Here is a 20,204-nt window from a genome sequence, read left to right as displayed (position 1 = left end):
TGCCTTAAGGGCTAGGCTTTCGGGGGAGGATCTTAATACCTTAAAGTTATTTTCATGTGTGATATTTAACGGTTTTTTCGTAGTGTCCTATATTGAGGTGATTAAGTATGGTGAGTTTCCTTTTTTTGGGATTAGGACTGATTTTATTATTCAATATCCAATCATCGAGTGGATTGCCTTTTTCGGCATATTGGCTCATGGATTTGCACTTCCCGTGAAGTGGGAGGTCAGGCGCTGGTTTTGAACGAAAGAACAGAGAAGAAAGCTCGGGCGATACTGAGTAGCCATTGCTACGTCCGTGAAATTTTCTACGAGCTGGTGGTATCTGGAGGTTGCCTACTTTTGTAAAATCGCTGCTTCATCTGGAAAAGAAAAGTGAGATTTACCCGCCAGAGAGCCATCCCAGGCTCCCTTCGATAGACTCGATTTTCCAATAGATAGCGCATGTAACGAAGACGTAGCCAGCCTTCATTCTGCCAGTGTAGCAAGTTCAGCGATATCTCAGACCAGTCCAGAACGCTACACAATGATTGTATAACGTTTGTGGCTGACGCTCATTTCGCAACGTCGGAGTAATTGCATGAGTGAGCCATTTCCGTATTCGGTAGCTCTCTGGCACGTAATGATAGGCAAGCAGCGCATACACATCCCGATGTCGTCGTGGGAGGCATCTTATGTGTAGAGGGCTTTTTGCGGCTTGATGGAGAAATAACAGAGCTGCGATTGCTGTTAGAACGAGAATCTGCAGGCTCTTAGTTGTCAGCCTGCTATCTAAGTACTGTTATTTGTCTTTGTTGTTGAGGTCTTCTAATGCTAGTTGGTGTGTGTAGTTTATTTTTGGAATGTCGTAGCTGTATGTGGAGAATGTTTCATTGTTTATTTTAATTTCGGTGCTGTCGCCCAAGAATCGGGTTAGGTTTTTTGCTATTATAGAAGTTGATTTTTTTATCGACTCATCAAGGTTTTCAGTTTCAATGTTGTTCGCTTTTAATACTGCTCTGACTCCGAGGATTTTTTCTAGAACTTCTGTAGATTGCTTAAGGTTGTTTATGTTTTGAGAGGGGTCAAACTTGCTGTATGTGAGTATTGCACTTTGTGTAATTATTGTTGTGGCTAGGGCTATTACTATAGGGTTGGCAGATATTTTTGCAAAAAAACTTCCTGATTCAATTTTTTGTATCTCTACCTGGCCTTCATCGAGGCTTAGATTTAAGAGGTTGCAGCACTCCTCGAAAAGGACACTCAAGAATATTAATTTATCTGAGAAGTCTTCAAGTGATACCCTGTTAGGGAAATATATTTTTAAGTTGTCGGTTTTGGGTGGGTCATTAATCAGCTCTTTTGCGGTTGTTTGTATTAAAATGGATTGCAAGTATTTCAGTTTGTTGAAAGCTATAAAAAAACGATTGGCTATCAATGTTAGTGTGTAAGCGCTTGATAGGCTTGCATTGTCTAAATGATTGTCTAATGCAATTATGAATTTTTCTAGCTCAACTTTTACTTCTTGAATAGTTGTTATGTTTTTTTGGGGAATCTCATTTTCTATTTTTGTTATAGATTTCGTTATTTTGCTGAATTTTGATAGCCTGACAGCTTCCCCGGCTTTTTTGGTTAAGGAAGATTGTTGTGCGGAAAAATTTTGCCATAGAGTGGAGTGGTCGACGTTGGTGTTGATTTGACCACTTAGAGATTTTGTGGCCTCTTCATGTGCGTTGTTAAGAGCCGTAATGATAGGGAAAAAATCTTGCGCAGACTCTAGTATCTGGATTGTTTGGCAAATGGCGGAATATAATATTTCTGTGTTCATTGTTTTTCTCAAAATAAGCCCCGCTTTTGCGGGGCGCATTTTTATATTAGGTGTTTGCTGCGAACGCTATCAATCCCAACTCAACGCTCCACCCGTCTGGTACTCGATCACGCGGGTCTCGAAGAAGTTTTTCTCTTTCTTCAAGTCCATGATCTCGCTCATCCACGGGAATGGATTGGTGGTGCCTGGGTACTCTTCCTTCAAGCCAATCTGCGTCAAACGACGGTTAGCGATGAATTTCAAATAATCTTCCATCATCGCCGCATTCATGCCCAACACCCCACGAGGCATGGTGTCGCGAGCGTATTCGATCTCCAACTGCGTACCCTGCAGAATCATTTGGGTCGCTTCTTCTTTCATCTCTGCATCCCACAAGTGCGGGTTTTCGATTTTGATCTGGTTGATCACGTCGATCCCGAAGTTCAGGTGCATCGACTCATCGCGCAGGATGTACTGGAACTGCTCGGCCACGCCGGTCATTTTGTTGCGGCGGCCCATTGACAGGATCTGGGTGAAGCCGCAGTAGAAGAAGATGCCTTCCAGTACGCAGTAGTAGGCGACCAGGTTGCGCAGCAGTTCTTTGTCGGTGTCGACGGTGCCGGTTTCGAACTTCGGATCGGAGATCGAGCGGGTGTATTTCAGACCCCAGGCGGCTTTTTTAGCGACCGATGGAATCTCGTGGTACATGTTGAAGATCTCGCCTTCATCCATGGCCAGCGATTCGATGCAGTACTGGTAGGCGTGGGTGTGGATCGCTTCTTCGAAGGCCTGGCGCAGGATGTACTGGCGGCACTCGGGGTTGGTGATCAGGCGGTACACGGCCAGTACCAGGTTGTTGGCCACCAGGGAGTCGGCGGTGGAGAAGAAGCCCAGGTTGCGCATGACGATGCGGCGTTCGTCGTCGGTCAGGCCTTCGGGGTTTTTCCACAGCGCGATGTCGGCGGTCATGTTGACCTCTTGCGGCATCCAGTGGTTGGCGCAGCCGTCGAGGTACTTCTGCCAGGCCCAGTCGTACTTGAACGGCACAAGTTGGTTGAGGTCGGCGCGGCAGTTGATCATGCGTTTTTCGTCAACGGCGACGCGGGCGGAGGCGCCTTCCAGCTCGGCGAGGCCTTCGGCGACGTCGAGTTTGTCCAGGGCGGCCTTGGCGCGCACGATGGCGGCGGAGTCGTTGGCGGTGACGGCGCGGGCTTCCACGGCGGCAGCGGCGCCGGCACCGTCGAGGCGGTCCATGTTGGCTTCGGTGGCGTGGCCGGCGTTGGCGCCTTTAGCGGCTACTTCGCCTTCTTCTTCTTTGTCGAATTCGTCCCAGCTCAGCATGACGTGTCGTCTCCTGCGTGAGGGCTCAAAGGTGCCCGTGTGAAACCGGATGGTTGGGTGTTCACACGGCCCTAGGGCCGCGGTGGATCTTAAGGAATCGTTTGTTGCAACAGCTCGCGCAGGCAAATAAACGGAATCAGGTTACGGGTGCTGCATGAGGCTTGAGGGGCGTAGCGATGCGTGCTTGCTGCAGCGCAGGCTCAAGGTCTGGCTCTTTATCCCTGTGTAAAGGGATATTGCAGGCCCGATTTACCCGCGCATTATAGGGAAAAAATTGGGTTTGTGTTGCGGCGGATGGTCACTTGGGAGCGCCAAAATGACGTGGTTTTCGGCCAAAGCGAGTGTTTGCAAGGCTTTACAGGGGGTGGGGTTTTTTGACGGGCGGGGATGTTTTTTTTGGGGCAGGGGAAGCGGGCGTAAAAAGAGTGGTCGTGGCTGAAATCGCCATCGTAGGCAAGCCAGCTCCCACAGTTGATGTGCGGTGTATTCAAGGGCGGGTTCTTGGCCGCAAGAACGATTTCTTGCGGCAATTAAGAATCCAACTTCAGAAGTTGTTAGCCGTTAGAGCAACCATTGCCCATCACTTGATAGTTAAGAATATGCCGCTGGCCTTGCGAATCTTCATATTCCATCTTCGCCGGTACAACTTCGCAGACTTCTGGAATGCTGCTCATGGACAAGACTTTGGCCACATCCAAGTGTGTGCTGTAGGTGTAGTCCTCAACGATCGGGGCGTTCTGGCCGGCCAGTTCAGTCGGGGCTTCGTCAGCCAGGGCGGCGGTGGCGCACAGGCTGCTCAGGGCCATCACTAATAACGCTTTCATTGCTTCATTACCTTCTTCAGGGCGAAAGGGGGCACGGGGCCCTTGTGAGGCCGCGTGTGTCACTTGAAAGTTGGGAAGTTCGGATTAACGTTGCCTTCGTGGGGGCTGTTGCGTTGTTAATCAGAGTGCCTTGTTGGCGGAGTTGATTTTAGGCGCCTCGGTTATATTCATATACCCGTGGTTTTGATAAACACTTTTGGCGGTTTTTGTAACAATCCCTCGATTAAGATTTTTTCAGAAAGCTGCCAAGCGCCGCAGCACGCGGGCCAGAGCGGTGAAACGGCATAGCAGGGCAATTTGTAGGGTCTTGTTACTACCATCGTCGAATGGTTCTATAGGCCCACCCCGGCTACAACAGGGGCCATACAACAACAACTATGTCACCGAGGTAAGAAAGATGAGTGCGGCTTCCCTGTACCCCGTTCGCCCCGAAGTAGCAGCCAACACGCTGACCGACGAGGCGACCTACAAGGCCATGTACCAGCAGTCGGTGGTCAACCCCGATGGCTTCTGGCGTGAGCAAGCCAAACGCCTTGACTGGGTCAAGCCTTTCACCGCGGTCAAGCAGACCTCTTTCGACGACCACCATGTCGACATCAAATGGTTCGCCGATGGCACCCTGAACGTTTCCTACAATTGCCTGGACCGTCACCTCGCCGAACGTGGCGACCAGATCGCAATCATCTGGGAGGGCGATGACCCTGCCGAGAGCCGCAACATCACCTACCGCGAGCTGCACGAAGAAGTCTGCAAGTTCGCCAACGCCCTGCGCGGCCAGGATGTGCATCGCGGTGACGTGGTGACTATCTATATGCCGATGATCCCCGAAGCTGTGGTCGCCATGCTGGCCTGTACCCGCATCGGCGCGATCCATTCGGTGGTGTTTGGCGGTTTCTCGCCGGAAGCCCTGGCCGGTCGCATCATCGACTGTAAGTCGAAAGTGGTGATTACCGCAGACGAAGGCATCCGTGCCGGTAAGAAGATTCCGCTGAAGGCTAACGTCGACGACGCACTGACCAACCCGGAAACCAGCAGCATCCAGAAGGTGATCGTGTGCAAGCGCACCAATGGCGCGATCAAGTGGAACCAGCATCGCGACATCTGGTACGAAGACCTGATGAAAGTGGCGGGCACCGTCTGCGCGCCAAAAGAGATGGGCGCCGAAGAAGCGCTGTTCATCCTTTATACCTCCGGTTCCACCGGCAAGCCTAAGGGCGTGCAGCACACCACCGGTGGCTACTTGCTCTATGCGGCCCTGACCCACGAGCGCGTATTCGACTATCGCCCAGGCGAAATCTACTGGTGCACCGCTGACGTTGGCTGGGTCACCGGCCACACCTACATCGTCTACGGCCCGCTGGCCAATGGCGCGACCACGCTGCTGTTCGAAGGCGTGCCGAACTACCCGGACATCACCCGCGTGGCGAAGATCGTCGACAAGCACAAGGTCAACATCCTCTACACCGCACCAACCGCGATCCGCGCCATGATGGCCTCCGGCACCGCGGCCTGCGAAGGCGCCGATGGCAGCAGCCTGCGCCTGCTGGGTTCGGTGGGCGAGCCGATCAACCCGGAAGCCTGGGACTGGTACTACAAGAACGTCGGCCAATCCCGTTGCCCGATCGTCGACACCTGGTGGCAGACCGAAACCGGTGCCACGCTGATGAGCCCACTGCCAGGCGCCCATGCGCTGAAGCCGGGTTCGGCGGCGCGGCCGTTCTTCGGTGTGGTGCCGGCGCTGGTGGATAACCTGGGCAACATCATCGAAGGCGCCGCCGAAGGCAACCTGGTGATTCTGGATTCCTGGCCAGGCCAGGCGCGTACCCTGTACGGCGACCATGACCGTTTTGTCGACACCTACTTCAAGACCTTCCGCGGCATGTACTTCACCGGTGACGGCGCACGTCGCGATGAGGACGGTTACTGGTGGATCACCGGCCGTGTGGATGACGTGTTGAACGTGTCCGGCCACCGCATGGGCACCGCCGAGATCGAGAGCGCCATGGTTGCTCACCCTAAAGTCGCCGAAGCGGCGGTGGTGGGCGTGCCCCATGACATCAAGGGGCAAGGCATCTATGTGTACGTCACCCTGAAGAATGGTGAAGAGCCCAATGAAGCGCTGCGCCTGGAATTGAAGAACTGGGTGCGCAAGGAAATCGGGCCGATTGCCTCGCCGGATGTAATCCAGTGGGCGCCGGGGCTGCCGAAAACGCGCTCGGGGAAAATCATGCGGCGCATTTTGCGCAAGATCGCCACGGCTGAATACGATGGGTTGGGGGATATCTCTACCCTGGCAGATCCAAGCGTGGTGGCGCATTTGATTGAAACGCACAAGACCATGAACGTCGCGTAAGCGGGGTAGGTGGGACAGAGCCCCATTCGGTGCGAGCCGGGTGGGGCTTTTTTTTGCTGCTCATGAAATACCGAGGTTCAGTGTGGGAGCTGGCTTGCCTGCGATGAGGTCGTGTCAGGCAAAGGTTGGCTGGCTGACACACCGCTATCGCAGGCAAGCCAGCTCCCACAGTTAAGATCGCATTTCATAAGGGGATGGGGAGGCTGACAGAGCCGCATTCCAACCAACCCAATAAATATCGGTTTTCCCCGTAGGACGTTTCTGAATGTTACCGCCTCGCTCAAATGTGTAACCTCCCGCACAAACCTGGGGCAATGGACCACGCCCACGCCCCGAAAAACCGCGTTCTAGACACCCCGAAAAATAAGATTAAACGCCAGACTTGCCGTGCTAGAAGGGTTTGCGAATAATAGGCCCGCAATTTGCAGCATCATCAGGTTTAATATCTTTTGTCTCTGCATAAAATTCAGAGGCTGTCAATGAGCTGGAACCGCTTTCTCAGTGCTTCTGTAAATTGTTGTCGCATTGAGGAAATATCGGCTTCCGGCCTGTCGTTAGAATGCCGATCACTCGCTCGTCGTCGCAGGTGTCGCCCGCGCAGGACGCAGCACCGCTATTCGGTTACACCTTCGCCGCATCGTGGGCCATGGCTCATACTGCTGTTTTTGCCCTATACCGATGGAGTCCCAAGATGAAGAAACTCGTGCTGTTGGGCGCCCTGGCGCTGTCCGTGCTGTCCATGCAGGCTTTCGCCGAAGGCAAGCCGCTGAAAATTGGTATCGAAGCGGCTTACCCTCCGTTTGCCTCGAAGGCGCCGGATGGCAGCATCGTCGGTTTTGACTACGACATCGGCAACGCCCTGTGCAAGCAGATGGACGTCAAGTGCACCTGGGTCGAGCAGGAATTCGATGGTCTGATCCCGGCACTCAAAGTGCGCAAGATCGACGCGATCCTGTCGTCCATGTCTATCACTGACGACCGCAAGAAATCCGTGGACTTCACCACCCGCTACTACCTGTCCCCAGCGCGCCTGGTGATGAAGGAAGGCACCACCGTCAGCGACGGCTTGGATGAGCTCAAAGGCAAGACGATCGGTGTGCAGCGCGGTTCGATCCACGACCGTTTCGCCCGTGAAGTCCTGGCGCCAAAAGGCGCGAATATCAAGGGCTACAGCACCCAGAACGAAATCTACCTGGATGTGGCCGCCGGTCGTCTCGACGGTACCGTGGCTGACGCCACCCTGCTGCAAGACGGTTTCCTGAAAACCGACGCCGGCAAAGGCTACGCGTTTGTAGGCCCATCGTTCACCGAAGCCAAATACTTCGGTGACGGTATCGGCATCGCAGTGCGCAAAGGCGACAAGGAAAACCTTGAGCGCATCAATGCGGCCATCGCTGCGATCCGTGCCAACGGCGAATACAAGAAAATCCAGGACAAGTACTTCGACTTCGATATTTACGGCGCTGACGCCAAGTAACTCATCGCAGCTGTCCGTCCGAAATGGCGCAAGCAACAGTCATCCTGAAGTTTGCGCCATTTTTTCATCCCCCTTTTCGAGGACCTGAATCATGTTGAAAGGCTACGGGGCCGTCATCCTCGATGGCGCATGGTTGACGCTTCAGCTCGCCTTGTCGTCCATGGCCTTGGCCATTGTTCTGGGTCTGATCGGGGTCGCGCTACGCCTGTCGCCGGTACGCTGGCTGGCTTGGCTGGGCGACCTGTACTCCACGGTGATCCGCGGGATCCCCGACCTGGTGCTGATCCTGCTGATTTTCTACGGCGGTCAGGACTTGCTCAACCGCGTCGCGCCCTTGCTGGGCTTTGACGACTATATCGACTTGAACCCCCTGGCCGCCGGTATCGGCACCCTGGGTTTCATCTTTGGCGCCTACCTGTCGGAAACTTTCCGTGGCGCCTTCATGGCCATTCCCAAGGGCCAGGCTGAAGCCGGCCTGGCGTATGGCATGAGCAGCTTCCAGGTGTTTTTCCGGGTGATGGTGCCGCAGATGATTCGGCTGGCGATCCCCGGGTTTACCAACAACTGGCTGGTATTGACCAAGGCCACCGCGCTGATTTCGGTGGTGGGTCTGCAAGACATGATGTTCAAGGCCAAGCAGGCGGCAGACGCCACCCGCGAGCCTTTTACCTTCTTCCTCGCAGTGGCGGCGATGTACCTGGTGATCACCAGCGTGTCGTTGCTGGCCTTGCGTTACCTTGAGAAGCGCTACTCGGTAGGCGTAAGGGCGGCTGATCTATGATCTTCGACTACAACGTCATCTGGGAGGCCATGCCGCTGTACCTTGGCGGCTTGCTGACCACCCTGAAACTGCTCGCCATCTCGCTGTTCTTCGGCCTGCTCGCCGCCTTGCCCCTGGGCTTGATGCGGGTGTCCAAGCAGCCTGTCGTCAACGGCGTGGCCTGGCTCTATACCTATGTGATCCGCGGCACGCCGATGCTGGTGCAGTTGTTTCTGATCTACTACGGCCTGGCGCAGTTCGAAGTGGTGCGCGAGAGCTTCCTGTGGCCGCTGCTGTCCAGTGCCACGTTCTGTGCGTGCCTGGCGTTTGCCATCAACACCAGCGCCTACACCGCCGAGATCATCGCCGGCAGCCTCAAGGCCACGCCTAACGGTGAGATCGAAGCGGCCAAGGCCATGGGCATGTCGCGCTACAAGCTGTACCGCCGCATCCTGTTGCCGTCGGCCCTGCGCCGTGCGCTGCCGCAGTACAGCAACGAAGTGATCATGATGCTGCAGACCACCAGCCTAGCCTCCATTGTTACCTTGATCGACATCACCGGTGCCGCGCGCACCGTGAACGCCCAGTATTACCTGCCGTTCGAAGCCTATATCACCGCCGGCGTGTTCTACCTGTGCCTGACCTTCATCTTGGTGCGCCTGTTCAAGTTGGCCGAGCGCCGCTGGCTGAGCTACCTGGCTCCACGGAAGCACTGATATGGAACGTATCGATCATCTGTTGCCCTGGGGGCACCTGGGTTGCGAGCGCCAGCTGAGCGTGTTTCGTTTTGGCAGTGGCGAGCGCAAGGCCTATATCCAGGCCAGCCTGCACGCCGATGAGTTGCCCGGCATGCGTGCCGCCTGGGAGCTGAAAAAGCGCCTTGTGGCGCTGGAACAGCAAGGCGCTCTCAACGGCGTGATCGAGTTGGTGCCGGTCGCCAACCCGATGGGCCTCGGCCAGTTGTTGCAGGGCAGCCACCAAGGGCGTTTCGAAGTCGGCAGCGGCAAGAATTTCAACCGCGATTTTGTCGAGCTGAGCGAGCCGGTGGCCGAGTTGCTGCAAGGCAAACTGGGGGACGACCCGCACGCCAATGTGCGCCTGATCCGCCAGGCCATGAGCGATGCGCTCAGCGCCTTGCCCGAGCCGAGCAGCCAGTTGCAAGGCATGCAACGCATTCTGCTGAGCCACGCCTGCACCGCCGATGTGGTGCTCGACCTGCATTGCGACGCTGAAGCCGCGCTGCATATGTACGCGCTGCCCCAGCATTGGCCGCAGTGGCGTTCGTTGTCGGCGCATTTGAATGTGAAGGTCGGCCTGCTGGCGGAAGATTCCGGCGGCAGTTCGTTTGACGAGGCGTGCTCGTTGCCATGGCTGCGGTTGTCGCGCATGTTCCCCGAGGCGCAGATTCCGCTGGCCTGTCTGGCGACGACCTTGGAGCTGGGCGGCCAGGCTGATACCGGCCGTGATGAAGCGATCTTCCACGCCGAAGGCATCCTGGCCTTTCTCGCCGAGCAGGGCCTGATCAAAGGCCAATGGCCGGCTCCGCAGTTTGAGCCGTGCGAAGGCGTGCCGTTCGAAGGCACCGAGTTGTTGTTCGCGCCCCACGCCGGGGTGATCAGTTACCTGCGTAAAGCTGGCGACTGGGTAGAAAGCGGCGATGAGATTTTTGAAGTGATTGACCCCCTCACCGACCGCGTAAGCACTATTTGCTCGGGCACCTCGGGGGTGTTGTTTGCCGTTGAACGGCTACGTTATGCCCAAGCGGGTTTCTGGCTGGCCAAGGTGGCGGGGCGCGAAGCGCTGCGCTGCGGGCGCTTGCTCAACGACTGACCACCTGTTTTTGTGAGAACCGACCGCATGTACAAGCTTGAAGTCCAAGACCTGCATAAACGCTATGGCAGTCATGAAGTGCTCAAAGGTGTGTCCCTGGCCGCCGCCGCCGGCGATGTGATCAGCATCATCGGCTCCAGTGGTTCGGGCAAAAGTACCTTTTTGCGCTGCATCAACCTGCTCGAGCAACCCCACGCCGGCAAGATTCTGCTCAATAACGAAGAGCTCAAACTGGTCGCCAACAAGGATGGCGCCATGAAGGCCGCCGACCCCAAGCAGTTGCAGCGCATGCGTTCGCGCCTGTCCATGGTGTTCCAGCATTTCAACCTGTGGTCGCACATGACCGCGCTTGAAAACGTGATGGAAGCCCCGGTGCACGTGCTGGGCGTGTCGAAGAAAGAAGCCCGTGAAAAGGCCGAGCACTACCTGGCCAAGGTCGGCGTGGGCCATCGTAAGGATGCGTTCCCCGGCCATATGTCCGGCGGTGAGCAGCAGCGCGTAGCGATTGCCCGCGCCCTGGCGATGGAGCCAGAGGTAATGCTGTTCGACGAACCGACCTCGGCGCTCGACCCGGAGCTGGTAGGCGAAGTGCTCAAGGTAATGCAGGACCTGGCCCAGGAAGGCCGCACCATGGTGGTGGTGACCCACGAAATGGGCTTTGCCCGTGAAGTGTCGAACCAGTTGGTGTTTTTGCACAAAGGCGTGGTTGAAGAGCGTGGTAACCCGCGCGAAGTGCTGGTTAACCCGCAGTCGGAGCGTTTGCAGCAGTTCCTCTCGGGCAGTTTGAAATAATCAAGACTGCCACCCACCCCTGTAGGAGCGAGCTTGCTCGCGAAGATCGTCAACGATAACGCGGGAAGCTTGATACCCCGTGGCGTTCTCGGGTTTTTCGCGAGCAAGCTCGCTCCTACAGGGAAGCAGGTCTTCATTGTTTTTGAGATTTGTGTTGGTTTACGGGCTAGCATTGGCCCACAGCTTCTTTCACTGTTTTCGCTTTGGATAGCACTCCATGACCGCCCACAAAATTGGTTTCCTGATTTGGCCCAGCACAAAAGCCCTCACGCTTGCGCTGGCTGAGGAGGCCTTGCGCGTTGCCCAGCGGGTGCATCCAGATGTGATCTACGAGCTGTCGTTTTTGCTCGCCGAACCCGCCGTCGAAGGTGCCTGGCAACTGCCGGGTGAGCCGTGGGCCGGTAAGCTGGAGGGCTTTCAGAAGCTGTTCCTGTTGGCCGACGAACCGCCGACGGTCATCGCTTCGCCACTGAGCACCGCGCTCAAGCAGCTTGTGCGGGCTGGGTGCGTGATCGGCGGCTTGTCGGCAGGCGTGTACCCGCTGGCCCAGTTGGGCCTGCTCGATGGCTATCGCGCTGCCGTGCACTGGCGCTGGCAGGACGATTTCGCCGAGCGGTTCCCCAAGGTCATTGCCACCAGCCATCTATTTGACTGGGACCGTGATCGCCTCACTGCCTGTGGCGGCATGTCGGTACTCGACCTGCTGCTGGCGGTATTGGCCCGTGACCACGGTGCCGAACTGGCCGGTGCGGTATCCGAAGAGTTGGTAGTAGAGCGCATCCGCGAAGGCGGCGAGCGCCAGCGCATTCCATTGCAAAACCGCCTGGGTTCCAGCCATCCAAAGCTGACCCAGGCGGTGTTGTTGATGGAGGCCAATATCGAAGAGCCGCTGACTACCGACGAAATCGCCCAGCATGTGTGCGTCTCACGACGACAGCTTGAACGGATCTTCAAGCAGTACCTCAACCGCGTTCCCAGCCAGTACTACCTGGAATTGCGCCTGAACAAGGCACGCCAGATGTTGATGCAAACCAGCAAGTCGATCATCCAGATCGGCCTGTCGTGCGGCTTCTCCTCGGGGCCGCACTTCTCCAGCGCCTACCGCAATTTCTTCGGCGCCACCCCTCGTGAAGACCGTAACCAGCGCCGCAGCAGCAGCCCGTTCGAGTTGTCGTCGGTGCCCTCCGAGCGCGGTTGAGCGGCACTCAGGGTTCGTTGTCTGTTTCGGATGAAGTGGTTTGGCTGTCCGAGTCGCTGTCAGGAGGCGCGGGTAGCCTGGCTTGCGGTACGTCGAAATCCACCGCCGTGCGGTTGTAATAGCGACGCAGGATGGCAAGCGCCGCGGGTGAGAAGGGGTTGTCGCTCAGGTCAAAACCTGCCGCTGCGTCCGGGTCCACTTCAATCAGGTCGGTGGGCAACTCGGTGATACGGTTATCGCTCAGGTTCAGTTGGGTGAGCGACGTCAGGTTGAACGTGCCGCGCGGCACTTCCGTAAGCCCGGCGTTTTCCATCATCAGGGTTTCCAGGCCGGACATTTTACTGACATCGGGGGTCAGCCCCAGTGGGTTATCGCTCAGGTCCAGGTAGTTTAAATCGTGCAGGTCGCTCAACGCGTCGACACTCTGGCGGGTCAGTCGCAGTTGGCATTGTGTCAGGCTGAGTGTATTGAGCTTGGGCAGCTTGAAGACGGCAGCGGGTATGTCTTTCAGGACATAGCGGTCAATCAGCAGGCTCTCCAGGTTGGGGAAGCGTTCCAGAAAGCCTTCGGGTATCGAGGTGGCTTCCTGTGCCCTCAGTTCCAGCTTGGAAACGTGCTTGAAATCCACATTCAGTTTCGGCAGATCGCCCAACAGTGGCAAGGTCAGGACCATTTGATGGGTTCGGGCCTGCGTGTCATGACTGAAGTCCAGGTCGGTCTCGCGTCGCCAGACTTGCTCCAGCAGGCCCCTTATCTCCCCGCGAATGAGCTGCTGCTGTGCGCGAACCTGTTCATCCATGGGCACGTCCGTGAACGGGTAGCGCGCGGGCACATCCGCCACCCATTCTTGCAGGTCGGCCTGCAGGCGTTCGTAGTCGGCCTTGAGGCGTACCAGTATCGCCATTGAATCGTCCAGCCCGCCTGGCAATCTGAAGATGAATTGATGGGTCTCGTAGGTGCTGTAGGTCGGGTAGAGCGCTTGAGCCAGGCGCACCTCGGCTGGGTTGGCGTTGGCGCCAAAGTGTTCGCCGGTGTTCTGGCAGTAGGTTTTTATCCGTTCAAGCGTTGTGCGTGAGAGTGGGTTGCCGGAAAGGTCGTAGGCCCTGGCAGCGCCGGCGGGTAGGGAAAACAGGGCGTCGGGCAGTCTGCGCAGGCGATTGTTGCTGAGGTTGGCACTGACCAGTCGAGGTCGATTGAGCAGCCCGGAGGGGAATACGGAAATTTCGCTGTGGGCCAGGTTGAGCGTGCGCAGGTCGGTCATGTTTCCCAGGTTGGGCGCCAGCGCCAGCGGGTTGTTGGACAGGTCCAGGGTGTGCAACTCGGTCAGGTTGGCCAGGGCTGCACGGCTTGGGGTGGTGAGGTTGAGTGCGCAATTGCGCAGTACCAGGGCATTTAGGCGAGTTAACGCGCTGACCTCGTCGGGCAGTGTTCTGAGGGCGATGTCGCTGATAGCCAGCCGGCGTAGCCCGGGAAAGCGCCCCAGGAAGGCCGGCGTGCCACGGGTGGTCAGGTAGCCCAGCAACTCCAGGCTGGTGATGTGCCCGAAGCTGGCCTCCAGTACCGGCAATTCGCCGTAAATGGGTTGGTTGAGTTGCAACAGATGCCCGTTATCAAACGCGGCGTCCCTGGGGGTGGCGTGGCGCCAGGCGCTGATCAGCTTTTGTGCCCAGAGCCGACGGTTCTGCTGTTCTGATGCAATTCGCCAGCGGCTCAGCGGTAAGTCCGTGCCCACAAGGGTTTGTGGCACGTTCTGCTGCCAGGCTCTGAGGCTGGCGTCCAGCTGCAGGAACTCTTTCTTCAGGAGTTGGAGGGTACCCAATGGCGTACCAGGGTCATTGTGCATGGCAGCGAGCACGGCGGTCAGCTCGCTGGGGTTCAGTTGCGGGTATAACTCGTGCAGCCGCGCCTCCAGCGAGACAGCACCGCGGCTGCTACCGGCAGTGGCGGGGCTGGCGTCGTAACCTTCCATGCCGCCGGGCAGGCGCATCAGGGTGGGGTCGTAGGAGGGTTTGAGCAGCGGCACTTCGGCCAGCAGAGGGCCAAGCTCGTCACGTGCCAGCGCATGTTGGCGCAGGGTTTCTCGCAGGTGCGAGCCCTGGCCGATCTGCATGTTCAGTGCGTCGCGCTGCGCATCGGGCAGTGCCTGGAGCACGGCGGTGTAGAAGTCGGTTTCGCCAAGCAGGGTGCCCTTGCTGTCTTCGGGAATGTAGTCGCCTTCGATGGTGCGCACCAGCAGGCGTCGAATGGGCGCCTGGGCAGGGCCGATGGCGTCGTGCAGTTGGCCGTCGCGCTTGAAGTCGCGCACTTCCAGGCGCACCTGGGGCGACCAGCCCGGCAGTTGTTCCAGGGAGTGCAGGGCGAGTCGATGGGTGTCGCCGCTTTCCAGCGCGCTCATGTACAAGCCTTCATACGCCCGGCTGATTCGGACCTGATGGGCTGCCCAGCGTGCACGTTCGACCAGGTGCGAAGGCAGCACGCCCTGGTCGATGTCGAGCAGGTCCTGGCCGTTGGCACTGAGCAGGACTTCTTCGGCCGCGCTGACGGGCAGGCCCGGTGTGCTGTCGATGATCTTTTGCACGCGCGCATCGGTGGTCAGCTCCAGGCCTCGATAGCGTGAGTCGAACATCGAAGCGCGTTTATCCTCGGCTCTGCGTGCCAGCTGTTTGCGCAGCTTGGCGGCGCGCACATGCAATTGGGTGGTGGGGGTGCCAAAGTCTTCTTCCAGCAACGTCTTGCGCTCTGGCTCGTCGAGGGTTTCCAGCAGGGTCTTGAGCAGGTCGCCGTTGTTCATCTGCGCTTCATGGATTTGCGCCACTGCCGCATTTTCCCGGCCTGGGTGTTCCCATACGGTTTCGCCTTTGGCGTTCAGAAAACGCAGGGTCTTGGTTTCGGGCCAAAGGCCGGTCTGGCTGAGCAGCCAGAGTTGGGTCTGCGTGTCGGCCTTTGAATAAACCTGCGGGTCGTCGCTGTTCATCTGGTCGATGAAGGTTTGCAACTGCTGGTCGATATGGATGCGCTTGAGGCTGTCGGCCAGTAACGGCGGGGGCGGTTGGTGGTCCATGTAGAGTTTGCGCAGGGCGCCATCGTCGGTGCTGCTGATGCGCTGTGCCTGTTCCAGGCCGGTGTCGCTGAGGCTCTCGGCGGGCGGGCCGAGGCGGCGCAGCAAGGTGCTGCGGTCCCAGGTCAGCGGGCGATCCAGTGGGGTCAACCAGATACCTTTGCCATTGCCGATAACGGGCGGTGGGTAGGCATGCAGGTGGCTTGGGTGCACCAGCACGGCGTTGTCCGCTTGTTGCTTGACGGCAAAGTGTTGCCCGTCGAGGGGCAGGATCTGTTTGTCCCCGTAGGCATGCAACCCATCGGCTGTGGGGCGTGAGGCGGCGGGCAACTGAAGGTCGTGGGCGTAGGGGCTCAGGTCCGGGTTCCACAGGCGCGTTTTACCGTCATCCGAAGTGACCGGATGCAGGCGCTCGAAAAAATCCCAGACTTCCCGAGGCAGTGCCTGGCGTAGCAGCCCTTCGGCAATCGGTGCGCCGACCGCGAACATACCCAATTGCACCATTTGCTCCAGGATCGACATCAGGTGCCCGAACGCCTGGCGCTTGAGGCCCTCGGCCCAATCGACGATGCCTTCGAACACGTCATCGAGCAGTTGATAGGCGGTGTAGCCGAGCATCAGCGCGCCCAGGGGGGGAATGAACGGCGTGGCGATGAAGGCGGCGATTTCGAGCAGGGTTTTACCGATTTTTGCCACGATGTCCCAACGTTGCCAGCGTGCCTTGCTGTCGGCGTCGGCGGTGGACACGGCAATGCTGCGCGCGTCATTGAGCAGCCTGTTGAGTTTGCTTTCGTAGAGGTGTTCGTACAGCTCGCCGCTGATTTTCGTCGCGTGCAATTGCAGCTTGGGGTTGGCCACAGGTTCAGCGCGCCACGTTGGCCTTGGGTCGCCGGGGATGGGGGCGTGCCAGGTTATCTGGGACAAGCGGTTATTCAGGTTGGCAAAGAAGTAGGCGCGGTGTTCGTGGCTGATAAAGCCGCTGAAGAATGCCTGGTAGTCGGCGTCGCGCAATTTGCGGGTCAGGTCTTGAATGAATGCGATGCCATCGCGGTAATACTTGAGCGGTGCCTGTGGGTCGCCGGGGATGTACGCCACCACGGGCACTACGCTGTGGTGCAACTCCAGGTCGGCGGCGAACAGCACAACGCCGGCCAGCGGCGCGTCCATCAGGCTCAGGTCGTGGCTGAGCAGCGTCTTGCCGTCGAGTGTCAGGCCGCTGACGCCTTTGAGCTGGGCCTGGAGCGTGCGCAGGACTGCTTCGCTGCCGTCCTTCTTCAGGCGCGCCAGGTGCACGGCGGCTTGTGCCTCGGCCTTCAGGCTATCGACGACGGTACTGCGCAGCGCGCCCTTGCGGGTGGCGTCCTGGAAACCGAAAAATGTCTTGAGGTAGGCCTGGTATTGCGTGCCGATGTCCAGTTCACGGCAGAGCCCGATGAATGTCTGGATGCTGACGTTGCTGTTCACTGTGGGCAGGGTGTCGAATTGCCCGGTGGAAGAGGGTTGGGTGATGAAGCTGGAGTCTGCGGTGAAGGCCGCTTTCTCGCTCTCTGCTGCGTCGAAGTTATGCAACGCGGCGTCTACCAGCGATACGGTCCAGACTTTGACACCGCCGGTTTCTATCGGGAACAGTGGGATGGTGAGGGGCGCATACAGGCGCAGATGGGTGGTGCTGACATCGATGTCCACGCCCCAGCGGGTCTTGAGCGCCTGGTGCAAAAGCGGCGCGGCGAAGGCCTGCGGTGTCTTGAGGTGGGCCAGTGCCGTGTCCACTTTGCTTTGCGCGGTCCAACTCTGCTCCACCGCCTGTTTGAGGGGCGCGTGCTGCTGACGGCTGACCTCGGCCTGCCAGTTGGCGATGTCCAATGGCGCATTTTTCAACGCTTGGCGCTTGTCATCCGAGGCGCTTGCCAGCCAGGCCGGCAGGCGTGTGTGAAACCCGGCGGGCACTTGGGTGGCGGCGACTGCGAGGCGTTGGCTGATTGTCATGGGCACGGGGCTGATCCTTCAGTGGGGGGAGTCACTGTCATCACAGCAAGCTTGATGGGGCGAGAGGGGGCAGATAGTTAAGGCATTTGGCGAAAATCAGCGGGCCGTGCCTCTGCCTCTGGCTGATCGCAGCGTTTACACTGCGCCATTGCGACGCAATATGTCGCATTGCCGTAAACCCGCCTAAAACCGGGGTTGGCGCTATAAGAAGTTGTCGCTTGGCGACAAGGTGGCGCTGAAAACTGTCCTTACAATCCCTGCATCGCCCGCCAGTTCCAGGCAGGCGTTCCTCTTCAGGAGACTCCGATGTCCGTTGAGCAAGCCCCGGTGCAACGTGCCGATTTCGACCAAGTGATGGTGCCCAACTACGCACCTGCTGCCTTCATCCCCGTACGTGGCGCAGGTTCGCGCGTGTGGGACCAGGCCGGTCGCGAGCTGATCGACTTTGCCGGCGGCATCGCGGTCAACGTATTGGGCCATGCGCACCCGGCGCTGGTCGGTGCACTGACCGAACAGGCCAACACGCTGTGGCATGTCTCCAACGTGTTCACCAACGAGCCGGCCTTGCGCCTGGCCCACAAGCTGATTGATGCCACCTTTGCCGAGCGCGTGTTCTTCTGCAACTCCGGCGCCGAAGCCAACGAGGCCGCCTTCAAGCTGGCCCGTCGCGTGGCGTTCGACCGTTTTGGCAGCGAGAAGTACGAGATCATTGCCGCGCTGAACAGCTTCCACGGCCGTACCCTGTTCACCGTCAACGTCGGTGGCCAGTCGAAGTACTCCGATGGTTTCGGGCCTAAAATCACCGGCATCACCCACGTTCCTTATAACGACCTGGCTGCGCTGAAAGCGGCGGTGACCGATAAGACCTGCGCGGTGGTGCTGGAACCGATCCAGGGCGAAGGCGGTGTATTGCCGGCCGAACTGGCATACCTGCAAGGTGCTCGCGAGCTGTGCGACGCCCACGACGCACTGCTGGTATTTGACGAAGTGCAAACCGGCATGGGCCGCACCGGCCACCTGTTTGCCTACCAGCATTACGGCGTGACGCCAGACATCCTCACCAGCGCCAAGAGCCTGGGCGGCGGTTTCCCGATTGCGGCGATGCTCACCCGTGAAGACTTGGCCAAGCACCTGGTGGTCGGCACCCACGGCACCACCTACGGCGGCAACCCGCTGGCGTGTGCGGTAGCGGAAGCGGTGATCGACGTGATCAACACCCCAGAAGTGCTGGCGGGTGTGAATGCCAAGCATGACCTGTTCAAGGCGCGCCTGGAGCAGATCGGCAAGCAGTACGGCATCTTCACCCAAGTGCGTGGCATGGGCCTGCTGATCGGTTGCGTGTTGAGCGATGCATTCAAAGGCAAGGCCAAGGACGTGTTCAACGCGGCCGAGAAAGAGAACTTGATGATCCTGCAAGCTGGCCCCGACGTGGTGCGTTTTGCGCCGAGCCTGGTGGTGGAAGAGGCGGATATCAATGAAGGCCTGGATCGTTTTGAGCGTGCTGTGAAGACGTTGACGCAAGCCTGATGGACCGTTCGGTGCCTGGCGATCCCGGTACCGAATACAAATTTTGTATGCCGGACCCTTTAGTTGGGGCTGTGAAGATCAGATGTGGGAGCGGGCTTGCTCGCGAAAGCAGTGGTTCAGTCACCTGAGATGTTGAATGACACACTGCATTCGCGAGCAAGCCCGCTCCCACACTTGACCTCACTGTTTTCAACAGTGTTTTTGGCATTTTTTTCTGTGAGTTTTCGAGTTAAGGAGTGACACCATGCTGGTGATGCGCCCCGCGCAAATGGCTGATCTGGGCGAGGTACAGCGTCTGGCTGCGGACAGCCCGATTGGTGTCACCTCCTTGCCGGATGATGTGGAACGCCTGAGCGACAAGATCGCGGCCAGCGAAGCGTCCTTCGCGGCCGAGGTGAGTTTCAACGGTGAAGAGAGCTATTTCTTCGTGCTGGAAGACACCGAGACCGGCAAGCTCGCCGGCTGCTCGGCCATCGTAGCCTCGGCCGGTTACTCCGAGCCGTTCTATAGCTTTCGTAACGAAACCTTCGTGCACGCCTCCCGCGAGCTGAAGATCCACAACAAGATCCACGTGCTTTCCCAGTGCCACGACCTTACCGGCAACAGCCTGCTCACCAGCTTCTATGTGGTGCCCGAGCTGGTCGGTTCGCCGTGGTCGGAACTCAATTCCCGTGGCCGCCTGCTGTTTGTTGCCAGCCATCCCGAGCGCTTTGCCGACTCGGTGGTGACCGAGATTGTCGGCTACAGCGACGAGAACGGTGACTCGCCGTTCTGGGATGCCATTGGCCGCAACTTTTTCGACCTCAACTACGCCGCCGCTGAGCGCCTGTGTGGGCTGAAAAGCCGCACCTTCCTCGCCGAGCTGATGCCGCATTACCCGATCTACGTGCCGCTGTTGCCGGACGAAGCCCAAGAGGCCATGGGCCAGGTGCACCCGCGTGCGCAAATCACCTTCGACATCCTGATGCGTGAAGGCTTTGAAACCGACCATTACATCGACATCTTCGACGGTGGCCCGACGTTGCACGCCCGGGTCTCGGGCATTCGCTCGATCGCCCAAAGCCGCGTGGTGCCGGTGAAGATCGGTGAGATGGTCAAGGGCGTTGGCCGTCAGTACCTGGTGAGCAACGCGCAGTTGCAGGATTACCGTGCGGTGATGCTGGAGCTGGACTACGCGCCCGGCAAACCGGTGACCCTGGACCTGGCGGCAGCCGAAGCGCTGGGTGTTGGCGAAGGCGCCAGCGTGCGCCTGGTTGCGGTTTAAAAAGAGAG

The 20,204-nt window shown here is 58.3% G+C and carries 13 protein-coding genes; 9 read left to right on the top strand and 4 right to left on the bottom strand.

What is annotated here, in order from left to right; all coding sequences use genetic code 11:
• Positions 1-781 precede the first annotated feature (781 nt).
• From HU731_RS09020 to HU731_RS09010, 3 genes are all read right to left on the bottom strand, one after another.
• On the bottom strand, positions 782-1,807 hold the full coding sequence (locus HU731_RS09020) for a hypothetical protein (protein WP_186608580.1): 1,026 nt from the start codon (positions 1,805-1,807) through the stop codon (positions 782-784).
• Between the two features lie 69 nt (positions 1,808-1,876).
• Positions 1,877-3,127: a ribonucleotide-diphosphate reductase subunit beta gene (locus HU731_RS09015; RefSeq protein WP_032895630.1), complete on the bottom strand. Its 1,251-nt coding sequence runs from the start codon at positions 3,125-3,127 to the stop codon at positions 1,877-1,879.
• A gap of 554 nt (positions 3,128-3,681) precedes the next feature.
• Positions 3,682-3,951, bottom strand: coding sequence for a DUF2790 domain-containing protein (locus HU731_RS09010; RefSeq protein ID WP_003193635.1), 270 nt, complete (start codon positions 3,949-3,951; stop codon positions 3,682-3,684).
• A 397-nt stretch (positions 3,952-4,348) separates the two neighbouring features.
• On the opposite strand from HU731_RS09010, the gene acs reads away from it, so the two are divergent.
• From acs to argR, 7 genes are all read left to right on the top strand, one after another.
• Entirely contained in the window at positions 4,349-6,304 is a 1,956-nt protein-coding gene (gene acs / locus HU731_RS09005) for an acetate--CoA ligase (protein WP_005790645.1), read from the top strand.
• Between the two features lie 691 nt (positions 6,305-6,995).
• Positions 6,996-7,781, top strand: a complete 786-nt coding sequence (locus HU731_RS09000) for an L-arginine-binding protein AotJ (RefSeq protein ID WP_047711612.1) — start codon at positions 6,996-6,998, stop codon at positions 7,779-7,781.
• Between the two features lie 91 nt (positions 7,782-7,872).
• Positions 7,873-8,562, top strand: coding sequence for an ABC transporter permease (locus HU731_RS08995; RefSeq protein WP_003193627.1), 690 nt, complete (start codon positions 7,873-7,875; stop codon positions 8,560-8,562).
• Positions 8,559-9,257, top strand: a complete 699-nt coding sequence (locus tag HU731_RS08990) for an ABC transporter permease (protein ID WP_005790641.1) — start codon at positions 8,559-8,561, stop codon at positions 9,255-9,257. The genes HU731_RS08995 and HU731_RS08990 overlap by 4 nt, the downstream gene beginning before the upstream one ends.
• A 1-nt stretch (position 9,258) precedes the next feature.
• Complete coding sequence (locus HU731_RS08985; RefSeq protein WP_186609173.1) at positions 9,259-10,371, top strand: succinylglutamate desuccinylase/aspartoacylase family protein; 1,113 nt, start codon at positions 9,259-9,261, stop codon at positions 10,369-10,371.
• Positions 10,372-10,398: 27 nt separating this feature from the next.
• Positions 10,399-11,163, top strand: coding sequence for an ABC transporter ATP-binding protein (locus tag HU731_RS08980; RefSeq protein WP_003193620.1), 765 nt, complete (start codon positions 10,399-10,401; stop codon positions 11,161-11,163).
• 217 nt (positions 11,164-11,380) lie between these two features.
• A complete protein-coding gene (gene argR, locus HU731_RS08975) occupies positions 11,381-12,361 on the top strand; it encodes a transcriptional regulator ArgR (protein WP_186609172.1) in 981 nt (326 codons plus the stop codon).
• A gap of 7 nt (positions 12,362-12,368) precedes the next feature.
• Here argR and HU731_RS08970 read toward each other — a convergent pair whose 3' ends face one another.
• Entirely contained in the window at positions 12,369-17,405 is a 5,037-nt protein-coding gene (locus HU731_RS08970) for a leucine-rich repeat domain-containing protein (RefSeq protein WP_186609180.1), read from the bottom strand.
• Positions 17,406-17,711: 306 nt separating this feature from the next.
• Between HU731_RS08970 and HU731_RS08965 the strand changes: the two genes are divergently transcribed.
• Together HU731_RS08965 and aruF are read left to right on the top strand one after the other, a co-directional pair.
• The gene (locus HU731_RS08965) at positions 17,712-18,932 is read left to right on the top strand and encodes an aspartate aminotransferase family protein (RefSeq protein WP_003193615.1); all 1,221 of its coding nucleotides are present in this window, start codon (positions 17,712-17,714) and stop codon (positions 18,930-18,932) included.
• 244 nt (positions 18,933-19,176) lie between these two features.
• The gene (gene aruF / locus HU731_RS08960) at positions 19,177-20,196 is read left to right on the top strand and encodes an arginine/ornithine succinyltransferase subunit alpha (RefSeq protein ID WP_003175655.1); all 1,020 of its coding nucleotides are present in this window, start codon (positions 19,177-19,179) and stop codon (positions 20,194-20,196) included.
• Positions 20,197-20,204 lie beyond the last annotated feature (8 nt).

It is taken from the genome of Pseudomonas salmasensis (assembly GCF_014268375.2).
GTDB lineage: Bacteria > Pseudomonadota > Gammaproteobacteria > Pseudomonadales > Pseudomonadaceae > Aquipseudomonas > Aquipseudomonas salmasensis.
Note: the sequence above shows the minus strand (reverse complement) of the source record. Positions and strands in the feature narration are given on the sequence as shown.

What these genes read in the sequence shown, in the direction of transcription:
- HU731_RS09010 (WP_003193635.1), bottom strand. Translation starts at nt 3,951, where the DNA reads ATGAAAGCGTTATTAGTGATGGCCCTGAGCAGCCTGTGCGCCACCGCC.
- HU731_RS08980 (WP_003193620.1), top strand. Translation starts at nt 10,399, where the DNA reads ATGTACAAGCTTGAAGTCCAAGACCTGCATAAACGCTATGGCAGTCAT.
- argR (WP_186609172.1), top strand. Translation starts at nt 11,381, where the DNA reads ATGACCGCCCACAAAATTGGTTTCCTGATTTGGCCCAGCACAAAAGCC.
- HU731_RS08995 (WP_003193627.1), top strand. Translation starts at nt 7,873, where the DNA reads ATGTTGAAAGGCTACGGGGCCGTCATCCTCGATGGCGCATGGTTGACG.
- HU731_RS09015 (WP_032895630.1), bottom strand. Translation starts at nt 3,127, where the DNA reads ATGCTGAGCTGGGACGAATTCGACAAAGAAGAAGAAGGCGAAGTAGCC.
- HU731_RS09000 (WP_047711612.1), top strand. Translation starts at nt 6,996, where the DNA reads ATGAAGAAACTCGTGCTGTTGGGCGCCCTGGCGCTGTCCGTGCTGTCC.
- aruF (WP_003175655.1), top strand. Translation starts at nt 19,177, where the DNA reads ATGCTGGTGATGCGCCCCGCGCAAATGGCTGATCTGGGCGAGGTACAG.
- acs (WP_005790645.1), top strand. Translation starts at nt 4,349, where the DNA reads ATGAGTGCGGCTTCCCTGTACCCCGTTCGCCCCGAAGTAGCAGCCAAC.
- HU731_RS08985 (WP_186609173.1), top strand. Translation starts at nt 9,259, where the DNA reads ATGGAACGTATCGATCATCTGTTGCCCTGGGGGCACCTGGGTTGCGAG.
- HU731_RS08970 (WP_186609180.1), bottom strand. Translation starts at nt 17,405, where the DNA reads ATGACAATCAGCCAACGCCTCGCAGTCGCCGCCACCCAAGTGCCCGCC.
- HU731_RS08990 (WP_005790641.1), top strand. Translation starts at nt 8,559, where the DNA reads ATGATCTTCGACTACAACGTCATCTGGGAGGCCATGCCGCTGTACCTT.
- HU731_RS09020 (WP_186608580.1), bottom strand. Translation starts at nt 1,807, where the DNA reads ATGAACACAGAAATATTATATTCCGCCATTTGCCAAACAATCCAGATA.
- HU731_RS08965 (WP_003193615.1), top strand. Translation starts at nt 17,712, where the DNA reads ATGTCCGTTGAGCAAGCCCCGGTGCAACGTGCCGATTTCGACCAAGTG.